The organism is Rhodococcus aetherivorans (assembly GCF_011058165.1).
In the GTDB taxonomy this organism is placed as follows: Bacteria; Actinomycetota; Actinomycetes; order Mycobacteriales; family Mycobacteriaceae; genus Rhodococcus; species Rhodococcus aetherivorans.
Genome location: NZ_JAALEG010000002.1, coordinates 125,289 through 149,462, shown reverse-complemented (window position 1 = coordinate 149,462; position 24,174 = coordinate 125,289). Strand labels below are relative to the sequence as shown.

21 protein-coding genes are annotated in these 24,174 nt (G+C 67.5%); 10 read left to right on the top strand and 11 right to left on the bottom strand.

Annotated elements, in window-relative coordinates:
* Positions 1-15 precede the first annotated feature (15 nt).
* From G6039_RS01545 to G6039_RS01520, 6 genes are all read right to left on the bottom strand, one after another.
* Positions 16-1,428: a sugar transferase gene (locus tag G6039_RS01545; protein ID WP_050036302.1), complete on the bottom strand. Its 1,413-nt coding sequence runs from the start codon at positions 1,426-1,428 to the stop codon at positions 16-18.
* Between the two features lie 221 nt (positions 1,429-1,649).
* A complete protein-coding gene (locus G6039_RS01540) occupies positions 1,650-3,506 on the bottom strand; it encodes a putative bifunctional diguanylate cyclase/phosphodiesterase (RefSeq protein WP_029542170.1) in 1,857 nt (618 codons plus the stop codon).
* A gap of 45 nt (positions 3,507-3,551) precedes the next feature.
* Positions 3,552-5,681, bottom strand: a complete 2,130-nt coding sequence (locus G6039_RS01535) for an Rv1355c family protein (protein WP_043800394.1) — start codon at positions 5,679-5,681, stop codon at positions 3,552-3,554.
* Positions 5,681-6,025 (bottom strand): hypothetical protein, encoded by a 345-nt coding sequence (locus tag G6039_RS30405; RefSeq protein WP_232334094.1) that lies wholly within the window; start codon positions 6,023-6,025, stop codon positions 5,681-5,683. Before G6039_RS30405 ends, G6039_RS01535 begins: the two co-directional genes overlap by 1 nt.
* A gap of 513 nt (positions 6,026-6,538) precedes the next feature.
* The gene (locus G6039_RS01525) at positions 6,539-6,964 is read right to left on the bottom strand and encodes a hypothetical protein (RefSeq protein WP_029542164.1); all 426 of its coding nucleotides are present in this window, start codon (positions 6,962-6,964) and stop codon (positions 6,539-6,541) included.
* A complete protein-coding gene (locus tag G6039_RS01520) occupies positions 6,961-7,422 on the bottom strand; it encodes a GyrI-like domain-containing protein (protein ID WP_029542162.1) in 462 nt (153 codons plus the stop codon). Before G6039_RS01520 ends, G6039_RS01525 begins: the two co-directional genes overlap by 4 nt.
* Before the next feature lie 246 nt (positions 7,423-7,668).
* Between G6039_RS01520 and G6039_RS01515 the strand changes: the two genes are divergently transcribed.
* From G6039_RS01515 to G6039_RS01500, 4 genes are read left to right on the top strand one after another with little or no spacing between them, the layout of a single operon-like run.
* A complete protein-coding gene (locus G6039_RS01515) occupies positions 7,669-8,925 on the top strand; it encodes a class I SAM-dependent methyltransferase (RefSeq protein ID WP_029542160.1) in 1,257 nt (418 codons plus the stop codon).
* On the top strand, positions 8,922-9,716 hold the full coding sequence (locus tag G6039_RS01510) for a glycosyltransferase family protein (protein ID WP_029542158.1): 795 nt from the start codon (positions 8,922-8,924) through the stop codon (positions 9,714-9,716). The genes G6039_RS01515 and G6039_RS01510 overlap by 4 nt, the downstream gene beginning before the upstream one ends.
* Positions 9,713-10,366 carry a PIG-L deacetylase family protein gene (locus G6039_RS01505; RefSeq protein WP_029542156.1) on the top strand — a complete coding sequence of 218 codons (654 nt, stop codon included), beginning with the start codon at positions 9,713-9,715 and terminating at the stop codon, positions 10,364-10,366. The genes G6039_RS01510 and G6039_RS01505 overlap by 4 nt, the downstream gene beginning before the upstream one ends.
* Position 10,367: 1 nt before the next feature.
* A complete protein-coding gene (locus tag G6039_RS01500) occupies positions 10,368-11,396 on the top strand; it encodes an NAD-dependent epimerase/dehydratase family protein (protein WP_043800390.1) in 1,029 nt (342 codons plus the stop codon).
* Here the strand turns inward: G6039_RS01500 and rfbC are convergent.
* Positions 11,380-11,934, bottom strand: coding sequence for a dTDP-4-dehydrorhamnose 3,5-epimerase (gene rfbC, locus G6039_RS01495; protein WP_043800389.1), 555 nt, complete (start codon positions 11,932-11,934; stop codon positions 11,380-11,382). The genes G6039_RS01500 and rfbC overlap by 17 nt on opposite strands.
* Before the next feature lie 14 nt (positions 11,935-11,948).
* Here rfbC and G6039_RS01490 point away from each other — a divergent pair, with 14 nt between their 5' ends.
* The 6 genes from G6039_RS01490 to G6039_RS01465 all read left to right on the top strand — a co-directional run bounded on the left by G6039_RS01490 (position 11,949) and on the right by G6039_RS01465 (position 18,571).
* On the top strand, positions 11,949-13,019 hold the full coding sequence (locus G6039_RS01490) for a class I SAM-dependent methyltransferase (protein ID WP_043800387.1): 1,071 nt from the start codon (positions 11,949-11,951) through the stop codon (positions 13,017-13,019).
* Positions 12,998-14,008: a TIGR03621 family F420-dependent LLM class oxidoreductase gene (locus G6039_RS01485; RefSeq protein ID WP_080688574.1), complete on the top strand. Its 1,011-nt coding sequence runs from the start codon at positions 12,998-13,000 to the stop codon at positions 14,006-14,008. The genes G6039_RS01490 and G6039_RS01485 overlap by 22 nt, the downstream gene beginning before the upstream one ends.
* 141 nt (positions 14,009-14,149) lie before the next feature.
* The gene (locus G6039_RS01480; RefSeq protein WP_029542145.1) at positions 14,150-15,646 is read left to right on the top strand and encodes a lipopolysaccharide biosynthesis protein; all 1,497 of its coding nucleotides are present in this window, start codon (positions 14,150-14,152) and stop codon (positions 15,644-15,646) included.
* 107 nt (positions 15,647-15,753) lie between these two features.
* Complete coding sequence (locus G6039_RS01475) at positions 15,754-16,311, top strand: YdcF family protein (RefSeq protein ID WP_308936536.1); 558 nt, start codon at positions 15,754-15,756, stop codon at positions 16,309-16,311.
* Between the two features lie 256 nt (positions 16,312-16,567).
* On the top strand, positions 16,568-17,566 hold the full coding sequence (locus G6039_RS01470; RefSeq protein ID WP_196813320.1) for a hypothetical protein: 999 nt from the start codon (positions 16,568-16,570) through the stop codon (positions 17,564-17,566).
* 132 nt (positions 17,567-17,698) lie between these two features.
* Positions 17,699-18,571 carry a glycosyltransferase family 2 protein gene (locus tag G6039_RS01465; protein ID WP_043800413.1) on the top strand — a complete coding sequence of 291 codons (873 nt, stop codon included), beginning with the start codon at positions 17,699-17,701 and terminating at the stop codon, positions 18,569-18,571.
* 43 nt (positions 18,572-18,614) lie between these two features.
* On the opposite strand, the gene G6039_RS01460 is transcribed toward G6039_RS01465, so the two are convergent.
* The 4 genes from G6039_RS01460 to G6039_RS01445 form a co-directional block, all read right to left on the bottom strand.
* Positions 18,615-19,502: a nucleoside triphosphate pyrophosphohydrolase gene (locus tag G6039_RS01460; RefSeq protein ID WP_043800382.1), complete on the bottom strand. Its 888-nt coding sequence runs from the start codon at positions 19,500-19,502 to the stop codon at positions 18,615-18,617.
* 22 nt (positions 19,503-19,524) lie between these two features.
* Positions 19,525-23,157: a transcription-repair coupling factor gene (mfd, locus tag G6039_RS01455; RefSeq protein WP_029542134.1), complete on the bottom strand. Its 3,633-nt coding sequence runs from the start codon at positions 23,155-23,157 to the stop codon at positions 19,525-19,527.
* Positions 23,158-23,245: 88 nt separating this feature from the next.
* Positions 23,246-23,821, bottom strand: coding sequence for a PIN domain-containing protein (locus tag G6039_RS01450; protein WP_006938885.1), 576 nt, complete (start codon positions 23,819-23,821; stop codon positions 23,246-23,248).
* 11 nt (positions 23,822-23,832) lie between these two features.
* The gene (locus tag G6039_RS01445) at positions 23,833-24,165 is read right to left on the bottom strand and encodes a helix-turn-helix domain-containing protein (RefSeq protein ID WP_006938886.1); all 333 of its coding nucleotides are present in this window, start codon (positions 24,163-24,165) and stop codon (positions 23,833-23,835) included.
* Between the last annotated feature and the right edge of the window lie 9 nt (positions 24,166-24,174).

The following is a 24,174-nucleotide window of genomic DNA, read 5'->3' as shown; positions in this document are numbered from 1 at the left end:
GAGGCCGAGCGGGGCTCAGTAGGCGCCGTCGCGGTGCAGGACGGCCCGGAGGGTCCTGCGCAGGATCGACAGATCGAGGGCGAAGGTCCAGTTCTCGACGTAACGCAGATCGGCGCGGACCGATTCCTCCCAGCTCAGGTTGCTTCGTCCGCTGACCTGCCACAAGCCGGTCAGTCCCGGCTTGACGAACAGCCGCCGGCGGGCGCCGTCCTCTCCGTACCGCGCCACCTCGCATTCCAGCGGGGGACGTGGGCCGACCAGCGACATGTCGCCGGTGACCACGTTGAACAGCTGCGGCAGTTCGTCGAGCGAGTACCGGCGGATGAAGCGGCCGACCCGCGTGACACGGGGGTCCTCCCGCATCTTGAACAGGATCCCGTTGCCGTCGCTGCAGTCGGTCAGGTCGGCGAGACGATCCTCCGCATCGACCACCATGCTGCGGAATTTGAACATCGTGAACGTCCGCCCGTCCCTGCCGACCCGGGTCTGCCGGAAGAGCACGGGACCCGGGCTCGTGAGCCGGACGGCGAGGGCAATGGCCAGCAGCAACGGCGCCAGGAGCACCACGATCATCAGGGCGGCCACGCGGTCGAAGATGTTCTTCACCAACCACGCCGGGCCGGCGTAGCGCGGGGCACTGAGTTGGAGCAACGGCAGCCCGGCGAGCGGTGCCATGTGCAGGCGCGGCCCCACCAGGTCCATGAGAACCGGGGCCATGAGGAGATCGGCGCCCGTGTGCTCCAGATCCCAGCTGAGTCTGCGGGTCTTCGAGTGCGTCCAACCGCTCGACGGCAGCAGCGCCACCGCCTGGAATCCGTGCAGCTGGGTGATTCCGACGATGTCGTCCTCGGTCCCCAGCACCGGCACATCGTCGACGGCGAGGGGCAGCACCACTCCTGACGTCCTGGCGGGCAGGCAGATCCCGTCCACCTGCCAGCCCGCATCGCGCAGTTCCCCCGCCCGGGCCAGCAGCTCGTGCACCTCGATCGAGTCACCCGCGACGAGCACCGACCGCACGAGGCGTCCCCGGCGGCGGCGCATGCGGACGAATCGCCGCAACAGCAGGCGGGCACCCAGCGTTGCAGCGCCGGCCAGGGGCAAGGCGCCGAAGATCCAGGACTGGCCGCTCGCCGTCCCCCACGCGTATCCGGCCCCCGCCAGGACCGCGATCGCAAGGACGTAGGCACGGCCGACACGCCGGAACTCCTCGACACCCGCCCCGAGAACCCTGGCATCCCATGCCTTTTGCACCGCCAGGGCGAGCACGGCAGCGAATGGTACGACCATCACGAGCGCGAGCGTCTTACCACTGGGCAACTCCCCCCGGTGGTAGCCGAAGGTGACGGCCAGGTCCGCAATCAGCACGCACAAGAGGTCGATGCAGAAGACAAGAATCGCATAGCGTCGTTCCCAGGCCGGCCGCGGCACGGCTTCCGGAGCACACAGCCCGGGCAGGCTCCGGACCACTCCTGTCCGGTCCCCGCCCCTTCGCTCCACGGACGAGCCTTCTGGGGCGTTTCCCGCCCCAGCGAAGGTTCTCGCCGTTTCCCGGTTTTGCATCAGGGCCCGCCCCATTTCGGAGTCGCACGACTCTCGGACCCCTAAAACATACTCGGAGATTGTTTCCCCGGCAATAACGGACTGGTAGTTCATTCGGGGAGCGAAGCCGGAAGTCTCCACGGGAGTTCGATCCTGCCGTGACGCAGCATCTCGACGATTTGCTCGGGCGGCTGGGGCCGGCTGAGGAGGAATCCTTGCGCGCGTCGACACCCGAGTTCCAGCAGCTTCATCGCCGCCGCCACGGACTCGAGCCCTTCGGCCACGACGTCCAGCCCGAACGCGGAGGCCAGCCCCATGATCGATTCGACGATGACGCGGTCGCTCTCGCTGCGCTGCAGATTGAGCACGAACGCCTTGTCGATCTTGAGTGTGTGGACCGGCAGAGACTTCAGGTGGGCGAGCGAGCTGTAGCCGGTGCCGAAGTCGTCGATCGCGCAGCACACACCCAGACGCTCGAGCCGGCGCAGTGTCTTGCGGGAGCGCTCCAGATCGCTGACGACCACGTACTCGGTGATCTCCAGACACAGGCACGAGCTGCCCAGGCCGAACTCCTCCAGCGTGCTCTCCACCGTCTCCACGAAGTCCAGGCTCACCAGCTGCACCGGCGAGACGTTCACGCTCATCTGCAGGTTCAACCCCGGAATCCGGCGCCGCCACTCGGCCAGCTGCCCGCACGCCGTCCGCAGCACCCAGCGCCCGAGTTCGCCCGCAAGGTTCGTCGACTCGGCCACCTCGATGAACTCGGCCGGCTGCAGCTTGCCCAGCACCGGGTGATTCCACCGCACCAGGGCCTCGACACCGAGAATGCTGCCGTCGCGCAGGTCGAATTCGGGTTGATATTCGAGGGTGAGGTGCTCGTCGTCGATCGACGTCCGCAGGCTCAGCTCGATGAGGTTGCGGCGTTCGCTCGCGCCCCGCATGTCGTCGGTGTACGCGACGACGCTGTTGCCGCCCTTGCTCTTGGCCATCAGCATCGCCTCGTCGACGCGCCCGAGCAACGCCACCGGAGTGATCCGTCCGGGCTCGCCTACGGCAACACCGAGGCTGCCGCCGCGACCGACGACCTGGCTGCCCAGCTGCACCGACATCCCGACCGCCCACCGCAGTGCCTCGGCGCGTTCCCGCGCCACCTCGAGCGACACCGCCCCGTCGAGCACGATGACGAATTCGTCACCGCCGAGGCGCGCCACCATGTCCTTCGGATCGCACACCCGCGACAGCCGCTGCGCGGTGCGGCACAGGAACACGTCGACGGCCGCGTGACCGAGGAAGTCGTTGAGCGGCTTGAGGCGGTCCAGATCGAGGAACAGGACGGCGACCGGTCCCGGCTGCCCCCGCTTCAACCGCTCCTCGAGGTGTTCGAGGAGAGCCCGCCGGCTCGCCAGGCCGGTGAGGTCGTCGTGATAGGCGGCGTCGCGCAGGTCCTGTTCCGCGCGGACCCGGGCCTGCACCTGGGCCAGCAACGCCGCGATCATCATCAAGGTATTGATCTCGTCCTCGCTCCAGTCACGATCACCGGCCTTGATGAAGCCCAGGGTGCCGGTGGTGACGCTGCCGGAGATCAGCGGCACCGCCGCGACCGAGACCTCGGGCACTCCCGAACCCGCACGCACCCGGTCCGCGTATTCGGCACCCGACTGCGCCGGACGGCTGACCGCCGGTTCCTTCATGGTCTCGGTCATGGCGAAGATCGGGTCGGCGTCGCGGAAGTGCACCACGCCCAGAGGATCCGGGCTCGGCACGAACTCCCGCGGCGGCCACTCGGCGACGAGCACCGTCGCGTGGATGTCATGGTCGTTGTAGCGAAGGAAGCAGGTGTCGACCTCGAAGTGCTCGACGAGGTCCTGGAGCACCCTTTCGATCACCGAGTGATGAGACGCGGCGTCCGCCGGCATGAGGCGGGAAGCGACCCGGGTGACAATGTTCTCGAAGCTCTTCTCCGCCATCCCAAACCCCTTGTGAGCAGCACATCCGACGCGACCGTGGCCGCATCAGGGATGTCTTCGAACCCTATCCGAGCGGCGCGCACTGCGAACCCGTTCCGGCTTCGCCCGCGCCACCCGGAGCAGGAGGGCGAAGCGTCGTCCGATCGGTCTGTCGAACACGTCGTCGAACGTCGACTGCAGCTTTCCGAGAGCGCCGAACCGGGCCTCCGAGAGCCGGGTGAGGTCGGTGTCGTCCTCGGCGTAGAGGAACACCGGTGACGCCGGCTGAACCGCCAGGCCCATGCCGTGGGCGCATATCCACACGCTCTCGGCCGCCATTCCCGCTCGGACGTAGTCGGCCGGCCGCGGTCCCGACGCGAAGACCGCTACGAGTGCCGAGCTGCTCCGCACCCGCGTTCCGGTCAGACGCCCCAGACCGTGCCCGAGGTCCCACTCCCCGAGTTGATCGAGCACATCGTTTCGCACCGTCAGGTCGAGCATCGTGCGCTCCGCGTCGTCCATCCCGAGTGCTCCGACGTCGATGCCACTGTCGATGGCCTCGGAGTGCGGCCACCGCAGTTCCGCGAGCATCTCCCGGCGCAGGACGGGTGTCAGGTAGCGGATCCTGTCCGATTCCGCGAGCAGCTCCGCGGTCTCGGCCAGGCGATCGACGTCCGTGACGACCCGGATCCGGCCGCCCTCCCGCGCGGCCGCCTCGTACAGGGCAGCCGTCTCGGCATCGGACAGTGGCGTTCCGTCACCGGGTTGCCGATTGGTGCCGCGCGAGAGCATGGCCTCGTACTGGGCGGCCAGCACCGGGTCGGTGTCGTCGGAGAACCGCATCGTCGCGATCACCTCGCGCGGCGGCTCGCCGCGGTCCCGCGCGAGCACTCGGACCGGGCCGAGTATCCGGTGGGCCGCCGCGGCGATGCGCGCGTTCTGCAGGGCTGCGCCGAGCGCCACGTAGCTGCCCCGACAGTGGATGTCGATCGCGGTCGGCACGAAATCGTCCGCGATGTCGATCTCCAGCATCCCGCCGCCGGCCGTGATGGACCAGGGTTGGCTGTTACCTCCCGAGGGGGCTCTGTTCGCGGCATGCAGTACCCGGTCGATCGGATCGTCCGATTCCGCGGGCAGGGGGGCTTCCGCGACGGCCCGGTTCCCCGGATCCGCAGGTGGGGTCAGGGCGTCGAGGCAGGCCTCGACGTCCACGCGGCCTCGCCCCGAGTTCAGCGGCTGGCCGAGGCCCAGCCGGCGCACGACCGCGGCGACCGTCGCGCCGCCGAGCATCACCTCGCTCCCCAGTTGAGGCCAGGTGACCAGCGTCCGCTCCACCTCCAGGAGGGAGGCGGCCATCCGGGTCGAGATCCGCTCCGGTCCCAGCAGGCGCAGAGCGTACGGAATCTTCTCCCGACCCGACAGGGCGGCGAGCCGCTGCGGGTCGATCTCTCCCAGCAATCCGTGAAACGGGGGTCCCGGCCGCAGATCGAAGCGCTCGACGTCGATCAGCCCCCGGTCACTCGTCTCCATCACCACCGGGATTGCTCGCCGGGCCGCTTCCGCGCGCAACACGACCTTGACGTCCAGGGAGTCGCACTCGTCCACGACGACGTCGAGTCCGTCCAGGAACTCGCTCATCGTTTCCGGTCCGACCCCGTCGGGCCACACCGACAGGGACAGGTACGGATCCAGCTCCGAGAGTCGTCGCGCGGCCACGACCGCCTTGTTCGTGCCCAGATCGACGAGGGAGGCCGGCACCCGGTTGAGATTCGACAGCTCGATCGGGTCGAAGTCGGCGAGCCGCAGTTCCCCGCCCACCCCGTCGAGCACCAGCGCCTGCGCAACCGAGAAGCCGACGCTCAATCCGACGATCCCCACCGTCACCCCGCGCAGCCGGTCCTGTTCGGCCGACGTCACCTTGTTCCGGTTGCGGTCCAGCCGTAGCCGCCGGAACGAGTGCGGGCCGAGCACGCGGACGACGGTCCGGCGCCAGGGGTAGTGGACCCACCGTGCCGGTTCGTCGAGCAATTCGCTCCCCGGCGGTGGGAGCACTTCGCGCAGTCCTCTCACCTGATCGGCGAGACGGTCGACGACCACGAGGCCGGGTTCGGAACGAACGCGCCGGAATTCCTCCATATCCTCCGGCCGGTCTTCCACAAACACGGAAGCCGTCCATCCCGCCTCGCCGTCGGACATCACGCCGGCTCCCCGTCGAAAGGATATCCACCCACTTCTCGTCGGAGTTCGTCGCCGAGCGGATCGGCGCACAGACGGTCCCACCACATGAGCCGGGTCCGATAGCGGGCGTCCGGGTACGGGGTGGCCGGCATGCTCTCGTCCACCACTCCCCCGCAGGTCTTCCACAGATCCAGAAGGTTGTCGGCGGCCGTGGCCATCATGTATCGGGATTGGAGCAGGTCCATGAACTTCGCGCCCATCCGGGCTATCGCAAGGGTGAGCTCCCGACGCTGGGGCACATCCTCGGACACCCATGCGGCCTTCGCCTCGATCAGACCGAACGGGATTCGGCTCTCGATCATGCTGCGGAGGTGATCGACGTGCTCGGGAGCACTCCACTCGGTCACGGCATGGGACTCGTCCGCACTGCGAAAAGGCCCCTGGGCTCGTACCCCACCCACGACGACCCCCCTTCGATCGAGCCCTGCGCAGAACATCGCCGTGTTCTCCCCGCTTCGCACCTTCTCGTACTCGAGTGCGCACTCGACGCCGAATCTGCGATAGGCACCCAATGCCCGGGCGAGATATTCGTTCCACAGATCCGGCGCCGCACTCGGTGCGGCAGCGACGAACGAATACCCGGAGGCAGGATCCCTGTAGGTCGAGACGCGCTCGCGCACCGAGTCCGATGCGACCCGCACTGCTCGATCCACTGTCGGCCTCCGACCTTGCGGGTGACCCCGATCGGAGTTACCCGGCGGACCACATCAGGCCCTCTCGCTCACCGCCGTCGTGATCGTCGACCTGGGACAGCACGGGGCATACATGTGGCTGTATGGGTCGAGTATGCAGTATTCGGGTGTTTCACACGGTCTTCAAGCCAAAGATATGTAAAGTTCCGTTACTCCCGACGGGCCGATGACAGCCACCTCCTCACGGTACGCCCGTTCGATCCGACCCTCCTTTTCGGCAATCTCGACCTGGTGCCACACGTCCTCGACGGGATCGGAGTGATCCCCGCCCGGAACGAAGCGGGCGAAGTATCCGGTGGGGATCCGCACCAGCGAGTCTCCGATCGTCAGGTCGGACAGGCCGTCGCAGCGATAGCCGACCACCGCGTTCCATCCGACCTCGGGGTGGCAGATGTAGACCACGACCACCTCGCCGATGCCGCGCGCGCGGATGCGATCCTCCGTAAAGGTCAGCAGTTCGGACCGCTGCCCGGTTGCCCCCGGCTCGAGTCCGGGCAGAACGAGTCCCCCCACATAGTGGTCGTGCAGCTTGGTGAGTTCGAAAGTCATTGCGCACCACCCTTTTCCGTGGTTCGGATCGCCACGTACATGTCGATGCGGTACGCGTGGGGATAGAACTCGAAGTCGCCGGTGAACGACCGGACGATCTCGCCCGCCTCCTCGGCCGCACGGATCTGGTTCCACAGGTCGATGAAGACGCCGGGAAACGTACCGGTCGAGGAGAACTTCGCGTAGGTCCCGGCGGGCAGGCAGGCCACGAGGTGGCCTTCGGTCACCTGATCCAACGACTCGCACTGATACCCGACCGTCTGGGTGTAGTAGGAGTCGATGTCGACCGCATGATCGGTGTAGGCGGAGGCCAGGGGCCCGCCGAGTTCCTGCTTCAGCACCGCCGACCAGGCCCGTTCGAGCGCCCGGTCGCGAACCTTGCCGAGGGCCCGGCGCGGGCTGCGCACGGGCAGGCCGGCGACGAGCGTCCGGTCACGCTGAACGATCTGAAACGACATCGGGCGACCTCCCCAGGATCTCACCGTACGCCTCGACACCCCGGCGTGCCCGACCCACGTGTGGGGTGTGAGTGATTCGAGTCTAGGGGTGTCTACCAATTGGCACCAAACAGCAGGCAAAACAATCTCGAAGATTGTTTCAGGGTTCCATTCATCCCCTCAGTATGATTATCTAATCGAGTCGGACCTGATGTTGCGAATATCTCGTCGGCACGGTTCCCACCGACTGCCCGAGGGGTGCCATCAATGAAGTGCCGCCTGTGCGAATCGGAACGGCTCCTCAGCGTGCTCGATCTCGGCGCCACACCGCCGTGCGAACGCTTCCTGGCCGCGGACGAGCTCGACCTGCCCGAGACCACCTATCCGCTGCACCTGCGGTTGTGCGAGGACTGCCTACTGCTGCAGATCCCGGCGCTGATCACACCCGAGGACACCTTCACCGAATACGCCTACTACTCGTCGTTCTCCGACTCCTGGGTCGACCACGCGCGGCAGTTCGTGGAAGCCGCCATCCGGGATCTACATCTCGGCGCGGGCTCGTCGATCGTGGAGGTCGCCAGCAACGACGGTTATCTGTTGCGGCACGCGGTCGCGGCCGGCATCCCGTGCCTGGGCATCGAACCGTCGGTGAATGTCGGTTCCGCGGCTCGTGCCATCGGGGTTCCCACCGTCACCGCTTTCCTCGACGAAAGCCTCGCCGAGGACATCCGCGGGGAGTACGGGCCCGCGGACCTGGTCGTGGCGAACAACGTCTACGCCCACATCCCGGACCTGCTCGGGTTCACCCGATCGTTGCGCACCCTCGTCGCCGACGACGGCTGGATCTCCATCGAGGTGCACCACGCACTGAACCTCGTGCGCGAAGCGCAGTTCGACACCGTCTACCACGAGCACTTCCAGTACTACACGGTGCTGTCCGCGATGCGGGCGCTCGCCACCGGCGGCCTGTCGGTCGTCGACGTGGAACTTCTCGGCACCCACGGCGGATCGATCCGGCTCTGGGCCCGGCCGGACGAGGTCGCGGATCCCCCCGGGTCACGGGTGGAAGCCGTGCTCGAGGAGGAACGCCGGGCGGGTCTGCACACGAGGGCGGGTTACCGCGAACTCGAGGCCCGCGCCCGTTCCGTCCGCCAAACCCTCCTGCGCTTCCTCCTCGACTGCCACGACCAGGGCCTGTCCGTCGTCGGTTACGGCGCGCCGGGCAAGGGCAACACCCTGCTCAACTACTGCGGCATCCGCCCCGACCTCATGGCGTACACCGTCGACCGGAATCCGTACAAGCACGGGCGTTACACGCCCGGCGCCCGGATCCCGATCCTGCCGCCGGAGCAGATCGACAAGGACCGGCCCGACGTGGTCGTCGCCCTGCCGTGGAACCTGGCGGCCGAACTGACGACGCAGCTGCAGTACATCGCCGCCTGGGGCGGCCGGCTCGTCTTCCCGCTGCCCACTCTGCACACCACCATCGGCCCCGCCGACTTCGTCAGGAGGATCACGGTATGAAAGTCGTTCTGTTCTGTGGCGGCTACGGCATGCGGATGCGCAGCGACCGCACCGACGAAATCCCCAAGCCCATGCAGATGGTGGGACCGCGGCCGCTGCTGTGGCACATCATGAAGTACTACGCGCACTTCGGCCACACCGAGTTCATCCTGTGTCTGGGCTACGGGGGCACCAAGATCAAAGAGTTCTTCCTCGACTACCACGAGGAGGCATCCAACGACTTCGTCATGCACCGCAACCGGGTCGAACTGCTCCATACGGATATCAGCGACTGGTCGATCACCTTCGTCGACACCGGCCTCGAATCCTCGATCGGCGAGCGGCTTCGACGCGTGCGGAACTATCTCGGAGGCGACCAGCACTTCCTGGCCAACTACGCGGACGTGCTCACCGACGCGCCACTCGATCGGATGATCGAGCGGTACCACGAGTCCGGCGCGACCGCCGCACTGCTGGTCGTACCCCCACAGTCCTCGTTCCACTGTGTGGATCTGGCCGAGAACGGCGAAATCAAGGAAATCGTGCCGGTCAGCCACTTCCCCATCTGGGAGAACGGCGGCTACTTCGTGCTGAATCGGGAGATCTTCGAGCTGTTGCCGCCAGGGGGTGACCTTGTCACCGACGTGTGCGGCACCCTTGCGGGCCGCGGCCGCCTGTTCGGATATCGGCACGACGGCTTCTGGAAGCCGGCGGATACGTTCAAGGAACGTGCGGAGCTCGACGACAACTACGCGCGAGGGATCCGGCCGTGGATGCTGTGGGAACCGACTGCCGTGGCGGTGCAATCATGATCGAGCTCTGTGCCGGCGACGTCCGAGAGATCGCAGTGCTCGGTGCGCACTGCGACGACATCGCCATCGGTGTCGGCGGCACATTGCTGACGCTGTCGGCTCGGGTCTCGTCCCCGCTGCGCGTGCATGCGTTCGTACTTTCCGGTGAGGACTCGCGGCGCGAGATCGAAGAGCGGCACGCTCTGGCGGCGCTGTGTCCCGGTGCCGAGGTCGAGGTGAGGGTCCTCGACGTTCCCGACGGCCACGCCCCTGGATACTGGGAGCCCATCAAGAACGCACTCGAATCGTTCCGGCACACCTGCGAACCCGACGTGGTGTTCGCGCCGCATCGCGACGACGCGCATCAGGATCATCGAATACTGGCCGAACTGGTGCCCACCGTCTTCCGTGACCACCTGGTCCTGGGGTACGAGATCCTCAAATGGGAAACGGATACGCCACGACCGACGATCTACCATCCGCTGACCCGCAGGATCGCCGAGGAGAAGGCACGGATCCTGCTCAAGCACTACCCGTCCCAGACCGACCACGACTGGTTCGACGAACAGGCATTCCTGGGTCTTTCCCGTCTCCGCGGCGTGCAATGCCGACGGCCGCACGCCGAGGCCTTCGTCGTGGAAAAGGCCACCGTCCACTTCGGAAAGGTATGACATGCGTGTCCTCGTCACCGGTCATCAGGGATACCTCGGGTCGATCATGGTGCCGGTCCTTCGCTCGTACGGTCACGAGGTGATCGGCCTGGATTCCGGTCTCTTCGCCGACTGCATTCTCGGGCCCGCTCCGCAGGATCCTCCCGCGATCCGGCTCGATCTACGGGACATCACCGCATCGCACCTGACGGGATTCGACGCCGTGATCCACCTCGCGGCCCTGTCCAACGATCCCCTCGGCGCGCTCGAACCGAGAATCACCTACGAGATCAATCACCAGGCCTCCGTGCGGCTCGCCCGATGCGCCAAGGCGGCTGGTGTGCGTCGCTTCCTCTACGCATCCACCTGCTCTGTCTACGGCGCCGCCGGGGAAGAGGCCGTCGACGAGAGTGCACCGCTGCGCCCGCTCACGCCGTACGCGGAGAGCAAGGTGCGCGTCGAGGACGACGTGGCTGCGATCGCCGACCCCGGCTTCTCGCCGGTGTTTCTCCGCAACGCCACCGCATTCGGGTTCTCCCCCCGACTGCGAGCGGACATTGTCCTGAACAACCTGGTGGGGTATGCCGTTCTCACCGGCGAGGTGCGTGTGCTGTCGGACGGAACCCCTTGGCGACCGTTGGTGCACGCTCGGGACATCGCGGAAGCGTTCGCGCGCTGCCTCGTGGCGCCGGTGGACGCCATCCACTGCCACGCATTCAATATCGGCACCGAAACCAACAACCTGACGGTGGCCGACATCGCCGGTGCCGTGGTGGACGTTGTCCCTGGCTCCGAACTCGTGATCACCGGGGAGAGCGGCCCCGACCCTCGCTCGTACCGGGTCGACTTCTCTGCTGCTCGGGATCGGCTCGGCTACGAGGCGAAATGGACAGTTCCCGAAGGCGCCGCGGAACTGTACGAGAAGTACACCGCCTTCAGCTTGAAAATGGAGGACTTCCACGAGCGGTTCACCCGGCTCTCACACCTGAAGGAGCTACGGGAAACGGGAATCCTGGACGAATCGATGCGGTTTGTCAATGCAATCGCGTGAGCAACTCCCGCCAGCTTCCGGCCTTCGCGTCCCTCGCGGACACGGCCGTTACCGGCAGCGGCCAGTCGATCCCGAGATCCGCGTCGTCGTAGGCGACGCCGATGTCCTCCGCCGGGTCGTGCGGCCGATCGATCCGGTAGCAGACGTCCGCCGTCGCGGTCAGTGCCTGGAACCCGTGCAGGAATCCCGGCGGAACGTAGAGGTGGCGAAATTCTTCGTCGTCGAGCCGGAAAGCCTGGCTTCGTCCGAACGTCGGCGAGTCGGGCCGGATGTCGATCAGGACGTCGTGCACCGCGCCGTTCGCACAGCGCACGAGTTTGGCTTCGCTACGGCCGGACCTACCGTGCATTCCCCGGACGACGCCGCGGACCGACCGGGATTGGGAGTCCTGCACGAACGCCGCGGCAGTTCCCGGCCTGCCGAGGTGGTCATCGAACGTCTCCGCGTCGAACGTGCGCGTGAACAGCCCCCGTTCGTCGCGGAAGGGCTGCGGAATCAGCACGATCACGTCGGCCAACTCGGCTTCCTCGATGCGCACGAGGAAATGTTCCCATGAGTGTGTGCCGAGCGTGCGGAATGCCCGATCTGGATCGAGTACTCGATCTCGGAAAGGTGCCGGCCGCCGATCACTTTCCCCCGGCCGACGACGTCATCGGCGACGACGAGGTCTCGCATCCCCTTGCCATGGATCTGTGTGCGACGTGCGGCCTCGCGCAACTCGCCGAGGACGACACGATCATCGAGGAGCCACGCGGCGTCGAACCGCAGGCCCTGAGAGAACAGGCCGTGTGTGCGGTACGGTGCGTCGCTCGATCCGAGCGGTTACGGGGCTCGACCGTACGGGAGTTCGGCAGTCCCCACGGAGGGACGTGGCTTCCGCTGCTCGTCGAGCGTGGCTTCACCGTGGCCGACGGTACCTGCGACGTCGTGCTCGACTGTTTCGGCCTGATGCACGAACCGGACCAGTTGAAGGCCATGGTCGAGCGAGCCGCTGCCACAGCCCCGGACGGTGTGCTGCTCGTCCAGTTCCATTCCCTGGCCACCATCGTCTGCCGGGGCCAGTGGAACGCGCTTCGTCATGGCCACTTCGCGTACTACTCGATGACGGCGCTGAACCGCCTCCTCGAGGACGTCGGCATGGGTCCGGTGGCGGCCTGGACGTTCGACCTCTACGGCGGCACGGTCCTCGTCGCGGCCATGCACGGGCAGGTCGAACCGGACGAATCGGTGCGGAGGGTCTTCGCCGACGAAACCGGTATGACCGATCCAGGCACCGTAGGTTCACTGCAACGTGCTGCCGACGACCATGTGCGCTCACTGCGCACCTGGCTCGAGGACGAATACCGGTCCGGCAAACGCGTGTACGCATATGGCGCGGCGTCCCGTGCGGTGGCGTTGTTCAGCCTCGCGGCCGTCGACCGGAGGCTGGTGGCCGCGGTAGCCGACGCCTCACCGGCTAAACAAGGGCGCCGAATGCCCGGCACCGACCTGCCGATCATCTCGCCGGAGGAACTCGTTGCAGCGGAGCCGGACCGGGTGCTGCTGACACTTCCGGATCTGCTACCGGAAGTCGATCGGAGGTACCCCGCACTAGCCGGACGATGGAAGGTCGACGGTTCATGAGCTCGATCGGACAAGCCCCTCCCGCGATGCGCATGATCGCGCCCATGCCTCGGCTCCGGGCCGACGGCGCCGGATGGATCGCCGACGTGCGCCGGCTCGAATCCCTGGGGTTCGACACGGTAGCCGTCTCCCAGCACGTCAGCCACGGCTGGCAACTTGCTCCACTGGTCGCCATGGCATACGCCGCGGCCGGCACCACCCGGTTACGGGTCCTGTCCCTCGTGTTGCCGAACGATCTTCACCACCCGGCGTTGCTCGCCAAGGACATCTCGACGATCGACGTGCTCTCAGGCGGACGAGTCGAAGTCGGGATCGGCGCCGGCTGGCAGCCGGACGACTACGCGGCCCTCGGCCTCCGATTCGACACCACCGGCCGGCGGATCGCGAGGCTGGACGAAGCATTGACGGTGTTGCGACGCTACTTCACGGCCGAGTTCGTCGATTTCGAGGGAGAACACTATCGAATCGGCCACATGGAAGCCCTTCCACGGTGCGTACAGCAACCGAATCCGCCGATTCTCGTCGGCGCCGGAGGGCCCCGGATGCTCGAGTTGGCCGGACGCGCCGCCGACATCGTCGGAATCCATCCGAACATGCACGGTAACAAGATCGACGAAGCAGCGATCGCCGACCTTGCGCCCGCTCGGATCGAGACCAAGATCGAGAGAGTCCGCGCCGCTGCCGATGCCGCGGAACGGGATTGCCCCGTCCTGCAATTCAGCTGCTACCACGTCCGCGTGACCGACACGCCCAGCGGTTCCGTGCCCCGTTCGTCATGGGCGGCCCACATCGAAGCTGCCGGCGACGCATTGACGAACTCGCCGGCGATCCTCGTCGGCACGGCGGCGGAATGTGCCGCGCAGTTATTCGAGTGGCGGGAGCGATTCGGGATCACCTACTGGCACCTCGGGCAGGACGTCGAAGGCGCCGCTCGGATCATCGAAGAGCTTCACGCCCAGTCCGTCCCGATCGGAATGGAAGTCGTGTGACGACAGGTTCGGCACTCGGTCCCCACCGTCGGTGGCCCCCACGGCCCGCGGCACCCATCCGCGTTCCCCCGGCGCCCTCGAGGCGGCGGTGCCGTGACTGACAATGTTCTGTCCTCGGGAATCCGATGGAGTGGTATCTCTGTGATCGGACGGGAAGTGTCCCGGACCGTCTTCACGGTTCTGCTGGCCCGAATCATCGGTCCGGACGCGTTCGGCATTGTGGCGCAGGCACTCGTCTACATCGGATTGGTCGGCCTGCTGCTGGACCAAGGCTTCTCCAGCGCCTTGATCCAGCGAGTGCACGTCGAACCGAACATGCCCGGGGCGGTGGTCACAGTCAATCTCGTCGTCGGCCTGGTACTGACCGGCCTGACCGTCGCGATAGCGCCGGTATGGGCCTCGTTCATGGACTCTCCCGAGCTGACACTCGTCCTCGTCGTGCTTGCTCCCGTACTGCTCATTCGCTCCGCCGCGATCACACCGCGCGCATTACTCCTGCGCAACATGGAATTCCGCAAGATCGGCATCGCGGACATATCGGCTGCGATGGTCGGCGGAATCCTGGGAGCCGCTGTTGCCCTGTCCGGGGGCAGCTACTGGGCACTCGTGGCGCAGATGGTCGCCACCGATGCCGTTCTGGTGGTGATGTTGACTGCAGTCGGCGCCGGCCGGTGGCCGAACCTGCATCTACGGTATCTGCGGGAAATCGCTCCGTTCTCGGTTCGTGCGTTCTCTGCCGGTCTCCTGACGACCTCGGTCTCCCGGAACATCGACAATCTGTTGATCGGCCGACTCCAGGGCGCAGAGGCGCTGGCATTCTATGGACTGGCATACCGGTTGCTCCTGCTGCCCGTCCAGTTGGCTTGCACAACCGTCGGAGCTGTGCTCTTTCCGTTGTTCTCGCGCCTCTCCGACGATCTTGCGGCGCTCCGCGCCGAAATGGCACGGACGACACGAACCCTCGCCGTACTCACCGTCCCTGCCATGGCACTCGTGGCCGCCGCCGCACCGCAGCTGGTTTCTCTGTTGTTCGGCCCCCAGTGGATGCCGGCCGTTCCGATCGTGCAAGTCCTCGCCATGGCTGGTGCCGTACAGGCTGTCTACCAGCCCTCGACCACCCCGATCGTTCTCGGGCTCGGACGGGCATCGCTCAATCTCCGCTATGCTTGGCTCACGACGCTGGTCTCCACCGTCGGCATCGTTGCCGGCCTACCCTGGGGCCCGTTGACGGTGGCCGTCGGCTACACCGCGGCCACCGTGCTGCTCGTTCCGGTCGAGTGGCTTCTCCGGCGGCACCTTCTCCACATGACCCTCCGCAGCCAGATCGTGTCGCTGGTTCCCGGTGCCCACACAGCGGTATGGGTCGCTGCGGCGTATCTGGTCGTGGCCATATCGATCCCCGGCCACGATGCGCTCGTACTCCTGTTCGGGGCGACGGCATCGATCGCTGCCGGCCTCGCGGTATTGCATTTCGCACACCGCTCCCAGCTGATGGAGCTCGTCCGTATGGTGGGCCGTGTGATAGGCCGGGGCGGGGTCGATCAGTCGGTCGCGCCGCCCGAATCGACCGCATCGCCCGCCGACGGGGCGGAGCGTCCACCACCGGAGGCGTCGACTCATCATGGTGCTCGTCGATGAACCACCCGAACGACCGGTGCCCGAGGGACCGTCCGCGCTGCCGAGGCGACGTTCGGCGGCAACCGACCGCAACCGACGCGGGTTCGTTCACGAAGGAGAAAGTGTGAATGATGCTTCGCAGCAAATGGTCCCGCGTCCGCCTGTGGGTGATGTCGATCTGCATACCGATGATCGCGGCATCGATCGGCGGTGTTCCGGTCTATGTCCGGCCCCAGACCGATCCGTTGCGGCCTGCCGATGCAATATTTGTTCTCGGCGGCGAGGACTGGCGCCGCCACATGTTGGGCGTCGAACTCGGTGCCGCGGGGTGGGCACCGAATGTGGTGCTCTCTTATCCCGACGGGCCCGGCGCGAACTGGGCCGGCGAAATGTGCGGCACGGTCCATCCGGGATTCGAACTCGACTGTTTCCTTCCGGACCCGCCGACAACCCGAGGCGAAGCGCGAGAGTTGCGCAGGAGGGCCACGCAGAACGGATGGAAACGGGTGATCGTCGTGACTTTCACACCCCACATCTCCCGTGCCCGTTTCATCCTGCAGCGCTGTTTCGACGGAGAATTGATCATGGTTGCGAGCCCGGTCGAGATGTGGCCCTGGAAATGGGTTTCCGAGTACGTATATCAGACCGCCGGCTACGTGAAGGCCGAACTGGATCCGGGATGTTGAAGGCAACGATGCGCAACGGCCGAATCGAACCCACCGTGCCCCTGGCAATTCAAACCGGTGCTGGACTCGGTGTGGCGAGCCGACGCAAACGGCACGAATCCCAGCCCCCTCTCGGCGATCGAGCACCGGCCACGGAAGGCGGAACGAAGCGGGCGACTCCGCGATACTGTGACTGTTCGATCCGCCGAACGGCACGCAGAGTGTGTCGGATATCGAGCACACTGCCCGATTTTCAACCGCTCATCCCGGTGGAGGAATGATGCAGAAGATGACGCAATCGGCGACCCACGAGCCGGATCGGGGCTTGCGAGCCGGTGACGTGGTCGAAGTCCGCAGCCCCAAAGAGATCATGGCAACGCTCGACGAGCGGGGTGAACTCGAGAACCTGCCGTTCATGCCTGAGATGCTCGAGTTCTGCGGCCGGCAGTTGACGGTGCACAAGGTCGCGCACAAACTGTGCGACACCATTGGCGGCAGTGGCATGCGCCGGATGGAGAACGCAGTACACCTGACGGACTCGCGCTGCAACGGCGCGTCGCACGGGGGCTGCCAGACCGCATGCTCTCTGTACTGGAAGGAAGCCTGGCTGAGGCGTGTGCCCGGGCCGGCGCCCGCGTCCAGTCCGATCGACCTCACGTTGTTGGAGACCAACACACGTAAGGAGCCAGGCCCGGACCGCGAACCACGCTACTCCTGCCAGGCGACCGAGTTACTCAGGGCCGCACCGACCTGTCTGCCGTTCCGCGATCTAGGCCAGTATGTGATGGATGCCCGGACGGGCAACGTGAGCCCCGTCGAGTCGATCGTGGCGTTTCTCATCGCGTTCTTCAACCGACTGCAGGGACTCAGTAGACGGATCGCGCCACGCCGGCTCCGGTTCCGCGACGGTCTGCGCTGGGGCTTCCTCGAGGGCAAGGTCGTCGGCAGGACGCCGACTGCACATCTGAACCTGCAGCCGGGCGAGATGGTCCGGATCAGGTCGAAGGAGGAGATCCTGGCCACCCTCGACGAGAACCTGCTCAATCGGGGGATGGGTTTCGAAGAGGAAATGGCCTGGTACTGCGGCCGCACCGCCCGCGTCCAGGCACGGGTGTCCAAATGCCTGGACGAGAAGACCGGCAAGCTGCTGACCATGAAGAACCCCTGCATCATCTTGGAAGACGTCGTCTGCACCGGCCGTTACAACGTCAGTTGCCCGCGCGAATTCGTGCCGTTCTGGCGAGAGATCTGGCTCGAACGGATCCCGATCCCATGAGGCGGAACGGGACACGCACCGTTGAGTGCCGGCAGGATCGCCCCGCCCATTCGATGCGGAAGACGACTTGGAGCGGTCGTCCGGTCGATGTCGCCGGTCGGTCGCACCACCGACATGCAAGGGAGTGAACCGATGCACTCCACCGACTCCCTGGTATCGGTCGGATTGCCGGTCCGCAACGGAGCCGAGCGGATCGAGCGGGTGGTCGAGTCGGTACTCGCCCAGGACCACGAGAACCTGGAACTGGTGATCTGCGACAACGACTCCACCGACGGCACCGAGGACGTCTGCCGTGATCTCGCCGCCCAGGACCGTCGGATCGTATATCACCGCAATCCCGTGAACGTCGGACTGCTCGACAACTTCGTCACCGCTCTCCGGTTGGCTACCGGCACATTCTTCCGCTGGATCGGTGACGACGACTGGCTCGAGCCGTACTGCGTGTCGCGTGGGCTCGACGTCTTCGCCGCTGACGACCGGCTGATCCTCGTGACCAGCGGGATGGCCTATACCAGACCGTACGGTGCGGACCTGACCTCTGCGTACGACGGCACCGCGCTCGGCTCGGACGACCCGATCACGCGCTTCACCGAGATGCTGCGACTACTCGATGTCGGATACCCGCTGGTAGATCCGCTGTACGGCATGATCCGGCGCGAGAAGGTCCTGGGCATCGAACGGCGCAACATGCTGCACGAGGACGAGGTGTTCGCGGCCAAGCTCGCGCTTGCGGGCCCGTGGGGGCACGTGCCCGAGGTGCTCGCACGACGGAACTGGACGTCCCTGTCGCCCTATGCTTTAGCGCGCAGATTGGACGTCCCGGTCTGGCAGGTTCACTTCGCGACCGCGTTGCAGTGCCTGGAGACGATGCGATGGCTGGATCGGTGCGAACTGGATGACCACCAACGCCGCAGAGCCCGGCGCGAGATCGGGCGAATGTATGTGCGGCATCACCGGATCGTGCTGACCCGTCGCGTTCACACGCTTGCGCGCATCGCACGGTGAGCGAGCGCCTGCCCGGGCCCGACCGCACCGTCCGATCACGCCCTCAGCGAGGCCAGTACCGAATCCACGCCTCTGCATCCAACTCACCGTCCGGTATCCCCGCGGTCCGTGCGGCGGACTCGGCCGCACGGACCGCGTCGGAGAATCCGAGGGTCACCGAACGCAGCGCGTCCTCCGCACCGCTGGTGCCGTCGATCCGCACCGCGCACATCTCCCCGGGAATCAGGTGCGCAGGTAGTCCGGCCTTCGTGGCGCGGGCGATCACCTTCTCGGTGAGCGCGAGGGCCGGCTGTGCCATCGCGATGCCGTCCAGGCAGGAGGATCGCGCCTTCTCCACCGCCTTGGCGGCCTCCCACGCCGCCTCCTGCTCGGCCACGTCGATCGGGCCGGTGTGACCGTTGGTCAGGTGCGGGCTGCGCAACGCGAGCTTGGTGACGAGCGTGTCGGCGACATCGTCGACGGTGAACGGGTTGGTGCCGGACTCCTGGGCAATCTGCGAGTGGAACAGCACCTGGAGCAACAGGTCTCCGAGTTCCTCGCGCAGGCCGTGCGGGTCACCTTCCTCGATCGCGTCGAGCAGTTCGTAGGTCTCCTCGAGCAGGTAGCGGCGCAACGAATCGTGCGTCTGGGTGACCTCCCAGCCGCCGAACCCCCACAGCCGGTCCATCACGTCGACGGCACGCAAGAGGCGCTCTCCCGGCACCGGCGGAGCCGCGATCAGGCGTTCACCACGCCGCAGCCGTTCCTGCACCGCCTCGTGGTCGGCATCGACGGCGATCAGTATTTCGTTGGCGGAACCCACTTCGGCACAAAGCATTTCGCGCACCGAGCCGGGCACGTCGTCGGTGCACGACAGCCGTCCGCCCAGCAGGGGAACCGCCTCGATCGGAATCGATCCGGGCCGGTACGGATCGAGCAGAATCACGGTCACTGTAGTCGCCTCACAATCCCGGTCACACGCTCGCGACGGCCGGCACGCGCACGTCCACCGAACCCTGCGCCTTACCGTCGAGGGCGAGCAGGAAGTCCGCGATGTACTGCAGCAACTCGACGTCGCGCACCCGATCGGAGCCCACCCCACCGGTCCGCGGCAACGGCAGCTGCACCAGGCCGCTCGTGGCCCGGTACTGCGCCGCCGGGTAGAGCCGCTTGAGCCGCATCTGCTTCGAATCCGGCAGATGCATCGGCGAGATCTTCAGCTGGGTACCGGAGACCGCGACCTCCTCGAGGGCGTACTCGCGGCACAGCAGGCGCAGCTTGGCCACCGACACCAGCCGGCCGACCTCCTCGGGCAGCGGGCCGTAGCGGTCGACGAGTTCCTCGACCACCGCGGCGATCGCGTCGTCGTCGTGCGCCGCGGCGAGCTTGCGGTAGGCCTCGAGCCGCAGCCGGTCGGAGGTCACGTAGTCCGGCGGGATGTGGGCGTCGACCGGCAGGTCCACGCGCACCTCCTTGGCGGCCTCCTCCGTGGCGACGGGCCGGCCGTCCGCGGCGGCCCGGAAGGCCTCCACCGCCTCGCCGACGAGCCGCACGTACAGATCGAACCCGACGCCGGCGACGTGACCGGACTGCTCCGCGCCCAGCACGTTTCCCGCGCCGCGGATCTCGAGGTCCTTCATGGCCACGGCCATGCCCGCACCGAGGTCGGAGTTCTGGGAGATCGTGGCGAGCCGGTCGTACGCCGTCTCGGTCAGCGGCTTCTCCGGCGGATACAGGAAGTACGCGTAACCCCGCTCGCGGGACCGGCCGACGCGCCCGCGCAGCTGATGCAGCTGCGACAGGCCGAGCGAATCGGCGCGTTCGACGATGAGGGTGTTGGCGTTGGAGATGTCCAGGCCCGTTTCGACGATGGTGGTGCACACCAGGACGTCGTACTGACGTTCCCAGAAGCCCTGCACGGTCTTCTCGAGGGTGTCCTCGTTCATCTGCCCGTGCGCGACCGCCACCCGCGCCTCGGGGACGAGGTCACGAATCCGCTTGGCGGCCTTGTCGATCGAGCTGACCCGGTTGTGCACGTAGAACACCTGCCCGTCGCGCAGCAGCTCGCGACGGATGGCGGCGGCGACCTGCTTGTCTGCGTAGGCGCCCACGTAGGTGAGCACCGGGTGCCGCTCCTCGGGCGGGGTGAGGATTGTCGACATCTCGCGGATGCCGGCCATGCTCATCTCCAGGGTGCGCGGAATCGGCGTCGCGGACATGGTCAGCACGTCGACGTGCGTGCGCAGCGCCTTGATGTGCTCCTTGTGCTCGACGCCGAATCGCTGCTCCTCGTCCACGATCACGAGGCCGAGGTCCTTCCAGCGCACGCCGGTCTGCAGCAGCCGGTGGGTGCCGACGACGATGTCGACCGCGCCGTCGGCGAGGGCAGCGATCGTCTCCTTCGACTCGGCGGGATCGGTGAAGCGGCTCAGGCCCTTGACGGTGACGGGGAACGACGCCATCCGCTCCGTGAAGGTCTGCAGGTGCTGTTGCGCCAGCAGCGTGGTGGGCACCAGCACCGCGACCTGCTTGCCGTCCTGCACGGCCTTGAACGCGGCGCGCACCGCGATCTCGGTCTTGCCGTAGCCGACGTCGCCGATGACGACGCGGTCCATCGGGACCGCCTTCTCCATGTCGGCCTTGACCTCGGAGATGACGGTGAGCTGATCCTGGGTCTCGGTGAACGCGAACGCGTCCTCCATCTCCTTCTGCCACGGGGTGTCCGGGGCGAACGCGTGCCCGGGCGCGGCCTGGCGCGCCGCGTACAGCTGCACCAGCTCCCCGGCGATCTCACGAACAGCCTTGCGCGCCTTGCGTTTCGTGTTGGCCCAGTCGGAGCCGCCGAGCTTGCTCAGGGCGGGCATCTCGCCGCCGACGTAGCGGGAGAGCTGATCGAGGGACTCCATCGGCACGAACAGCCGGTCACCCGGCTGCCCGCGTTTGCTCGGGGCGTACTCGATGACCAGGTACTCGCGGCGGGCACCGCCCACGGTCCGTTCCACCATCTCGACGAAACGGCCGATGCCGTGCTGGTCGTGGACCACCATGTCCCCGGCGGTGAGCGCCAGCGGGTCGACCTGGTTGCGACGCTTGACCGGCGTGCGGCGCCCCTCGGCGGCGGTCACCCGGTTGCCCGTGAGGTCGGACTCGGTGACGAGCACCAGGCCGGGCACGTCCGCGCCGTCGCCCGGCAGGACCACGCCGTCGTGCAGCGCGCCGCACAGCACCCCGACCGTGCCGCGCACCGGCTCGGCGCCCGGATCGAGACGCGCGGCGGGCACGTCGTTCTCCTGCAGGCGCTCGAGCACCCGCTGCCCGGTGCCGGCGCCCGCGACGACGATCGCGGCCCGCCCGCCGGTGGTGACGTGCGCGCGCAGGTTCGCGAAGAGCATCGTCAGCAGCTCGTCCGAGCCGCGCACCTCCGGCGCCGGCTGCACGTCGAGCACGACCTCGGTGTCGGCGCCCGACGCCAGCGGGCTCAGCGTCCACCACGGCCGGCCCGCCGCCTCCGCCGTCTGCCGCACCTGGGTCAGCGGCCGGTACGCCGACGCGGCCAGGTCCACGCCCTTCATGTTGGCGGTGTCCAGCGGCGCGGCACCACCGAGCGAGGCCGCGGTCCACGACGCCTCGAGAAACTCCTGACCGGTGCGCATCAGATCCGCCGCGCGGGTGCGCACCTTCTCCGGATCGCACAGCAGCACGTGCGTGCCGGCCGGCACGACGTCGGTCAACAGCTGCAGCTCGCCCGTCTGCAGCACCGGCAGCAGCGCCTCCATGCCCTCGACCGGAATGCCGGAGGCCATCTTGTCGAGCATCTCCACCAGCGCCGCATCGGCCGGGTTGTCCTGCGCCAGCCGGGCCGCGCGCTCCTTGACCTGCTCGGTGAGCAGCAGCTCCCGGCAGGGCGGGGCGATGAGGGTGCCCACCTCGAGTTCTGGGATGGACCGCTGGTCGGCGACGGAGAACGGGCGCAGCTCGGTGACCTCGTCGCCCCAGAACTCGACCCGCACCGGATGGTCCGCGGTCGGCGGGAAGACGTCGAGGATGCCGCCGCGCACCGCGAACTCGCCGCGCTTGCCGACCATGTCGGCGCGGGTGTAGGCCAGCTCGACGAGCCGCTCGATCAGCTCGTCGAAGTCGTGCTCCGCGCCGACCCGCAGGGTGACGGGCTCGATGTCGCCCAGACGCGGGGCCATCGGCTGCACCAGCGACCGCACGGTCGCGACGATCACCCGCAGCTCGGGGCCGTAGTCGCGGTCCTCGGGGTGGGCGAGCCGGCGCAGCACCTGCAATCGGCGGCCGACGGTGTCGGCGCTGGGCGAGAGCCGCTCGTGCGGCAGCGTCTCCCACGACGGGAACTGCGCGACGACGTCGCCGAGCATCTCGTGCAGTTCGGCCGTCAGGTCGTCCGCCTCGCGGCCGGTCGCGGTCACCACGAGCAGCGGCGTCTTCGCCGCGAGCGCGGCGGCGACGAACGGCCGGGCCGACGGCGGGGCCACCAGGGCCTGTTCGGCGGTCCCGGCGAGGGCGGCCACACGTTCGAGCTGAGCGTCGGCCAGCGCGATCCGCGCCAATCCGGACAGGGGGGTGACGGACACGTCGGACACGGGAAGGGCGCTCCTGGGTTCGAGAAGAGGACCGTCCGAGTCTATGCGGTGTCCGGTTCGGGCTGCCAGGACCACCGGGGGCGTCCGGTCACGGTCGGACCGGGTCCGCGGCCAGCAGATCGGCGCTGTTGTCGCCGAGATCGCGACGGGCCCACGCGGCCAGCCGGGTCTGCAGGGCGGCGTCGGGGGTCTCCTCGCCGGGCCCGAGCCACCGCCGTCGCGCCATCCGCAGCAGCACGCGCCGGCAACGCTGCGGTTCGGCGTCGAGCACGTACGCGACGAACGCGTCCGGCGTCTGCGGCTCGACCCCGGACCGCTCGAGCGAGCGAGCGAGACCGGCGTCGGTGGTGACGACGACGTCGGCCTGCGCGAACAGCGCCACCGCGGTCAGGTGCGCGTCGCGGGGATCGCTGATGTACGGCACCTCCCGCAGCACCGTGGCCGGCCAGGTCACCCGGGCCTCGGGGAAGGCGGTTTCGAGTTCGGCGAACAGGAAGTCCCGCGCCGGGCGCGACATGTGCGACGGCAGCCGCCGCTCCACCTCGGCGACGATGCCGTCGCTCCAATAGGGCTGGAACAGCGTGTCTTCGGCCAGGGCGAGCAGCACGTCGCGCACGCGTGGCGGCGTCAGCGCCGGCGCGTCGAGTACCGCTCGGATCGGCACGACCGTTCCCCCTAGAAGTCGTCGTCGTAGAGGCCGTCGCGGCGGCTCAGGTCGGCGACGGTGTCCAGGGCCCGGGTCCGGGTCTCGGCGCGCCGCTCGGCGTAGGCGAGGACGTCGGCGCGGCGGATGCGGCGGTGCAGGCCGCGAAACCGGGACGGCAGGGTGCCGTCGTCGACGAGGCGGCCCACATGCCGGCGACCGACGCCGAGCACGTCCGCCGCCTGGGCGGTGGTGAGCATCGCCGGCACCGGGGTGATGGTCACGGCGGCGGCGGCGCCGAGCTCGTCCAGGGTGCGGGCAAGTGCCGCACCGGCCGCGTCCGCGTCGAACGGTCCCAGGGTCACGGCGGCGAT

Coding starts and splice junctions, on each gene's coding strand:
- G6039_RS01525 (WP_029542164.1), bottom strand. CDS start 6,964: ATGACTTTCGAACTCACCAAGCTGCACGACCACTATGTGGGGGGACTC.
- G6039_RS01510 (WP_029542158.1), top strand. CDS start 8,922: ATGAAAGTCGTTCTGTTCTGTGGCGGCTACGGCATGCGGATGCGCAGC.
- G6039_RS01490 (WP_043800387.1), top strand. CDS start 11,949: ATGAGTGTGTGCCGAGCGTGCGGAATGCCCGATCTGGATCGAGTACTC.
- G6039_RS01465 (WP_043800413.1), top strand. CDS start 17,699: ATGCACTCCACCGACTCCCTGGTATCGGTCGGATTGCCGGTCCGCAAC.
- G6039_RS01470 (WP_196813320.1), top strand. CDS start 16,568: ATGATGCAGAAGATGACGCAATCGGCGACCCACGAGCCGGATCGGGGC.
- G6039_RS01500 (WP_043800390.1), top strand. CDS start 10,368: ATGCGTGTCCTCGTCACCGGTCATCAGGGATACCTCGGGTCGATCATG.
- G6039_RS01540 (WP_029542170.1), bottom strand. CDS start 3,506: ATGGCGGAGAAGAGCTTCGAGAACATTGTCACCCGGGTCGCTTCCCGC.
- G6039_RS01520 (WP_029542162.1), bottom strand. CDS start 7,422: ATGTCGTTTCAGATCGTTCAGCGTGACCGGACGCTCGTCGCCGGCCTG.
- G6039_RS01475 (WP_308936536.1), top strand. CDS start 15,754: ATGATGCTTCGCAGCAAATGGTCCCGCGTCCGCCTGTGGGTGATGTCG.
- G6039_RS01535 (WP_043800394.1), bottom strand. CDS start 5,681: ATGTCCGACGGCGAGGCGGGATGGACGGCTTCCGTGTTTGTGGAAGAC.
- G6039_RS01505 (WP_029542156.1), top strand. CDS start 9,713: ATGATCGAGCTCTGTGCCGGCGACGTCCGAGAGATCGCAGTGCTCGGT.
- G6039_RS01515 (WP_029542160.1), top strand. CDS start 7,669: ATGAAGTGCCGCCTGTGCGAATCGGAACGGCTCCTCAGCGTGCTCGAT.
- G6039_RS01485 (WP_080688574.1), top strand. CDS start 12,998: ATGGAAGGTCGACGGTTCATGAGCTCGATCGGACAAGCCCCTCCCGCG.
- G6039_RS30405 (WP_232334094.1), bottom strand. CDS start 6,025: ATGATCGAGAGCCGAATCCCGTTCGGTCTGATCGAGGCGAAGGCCGCA.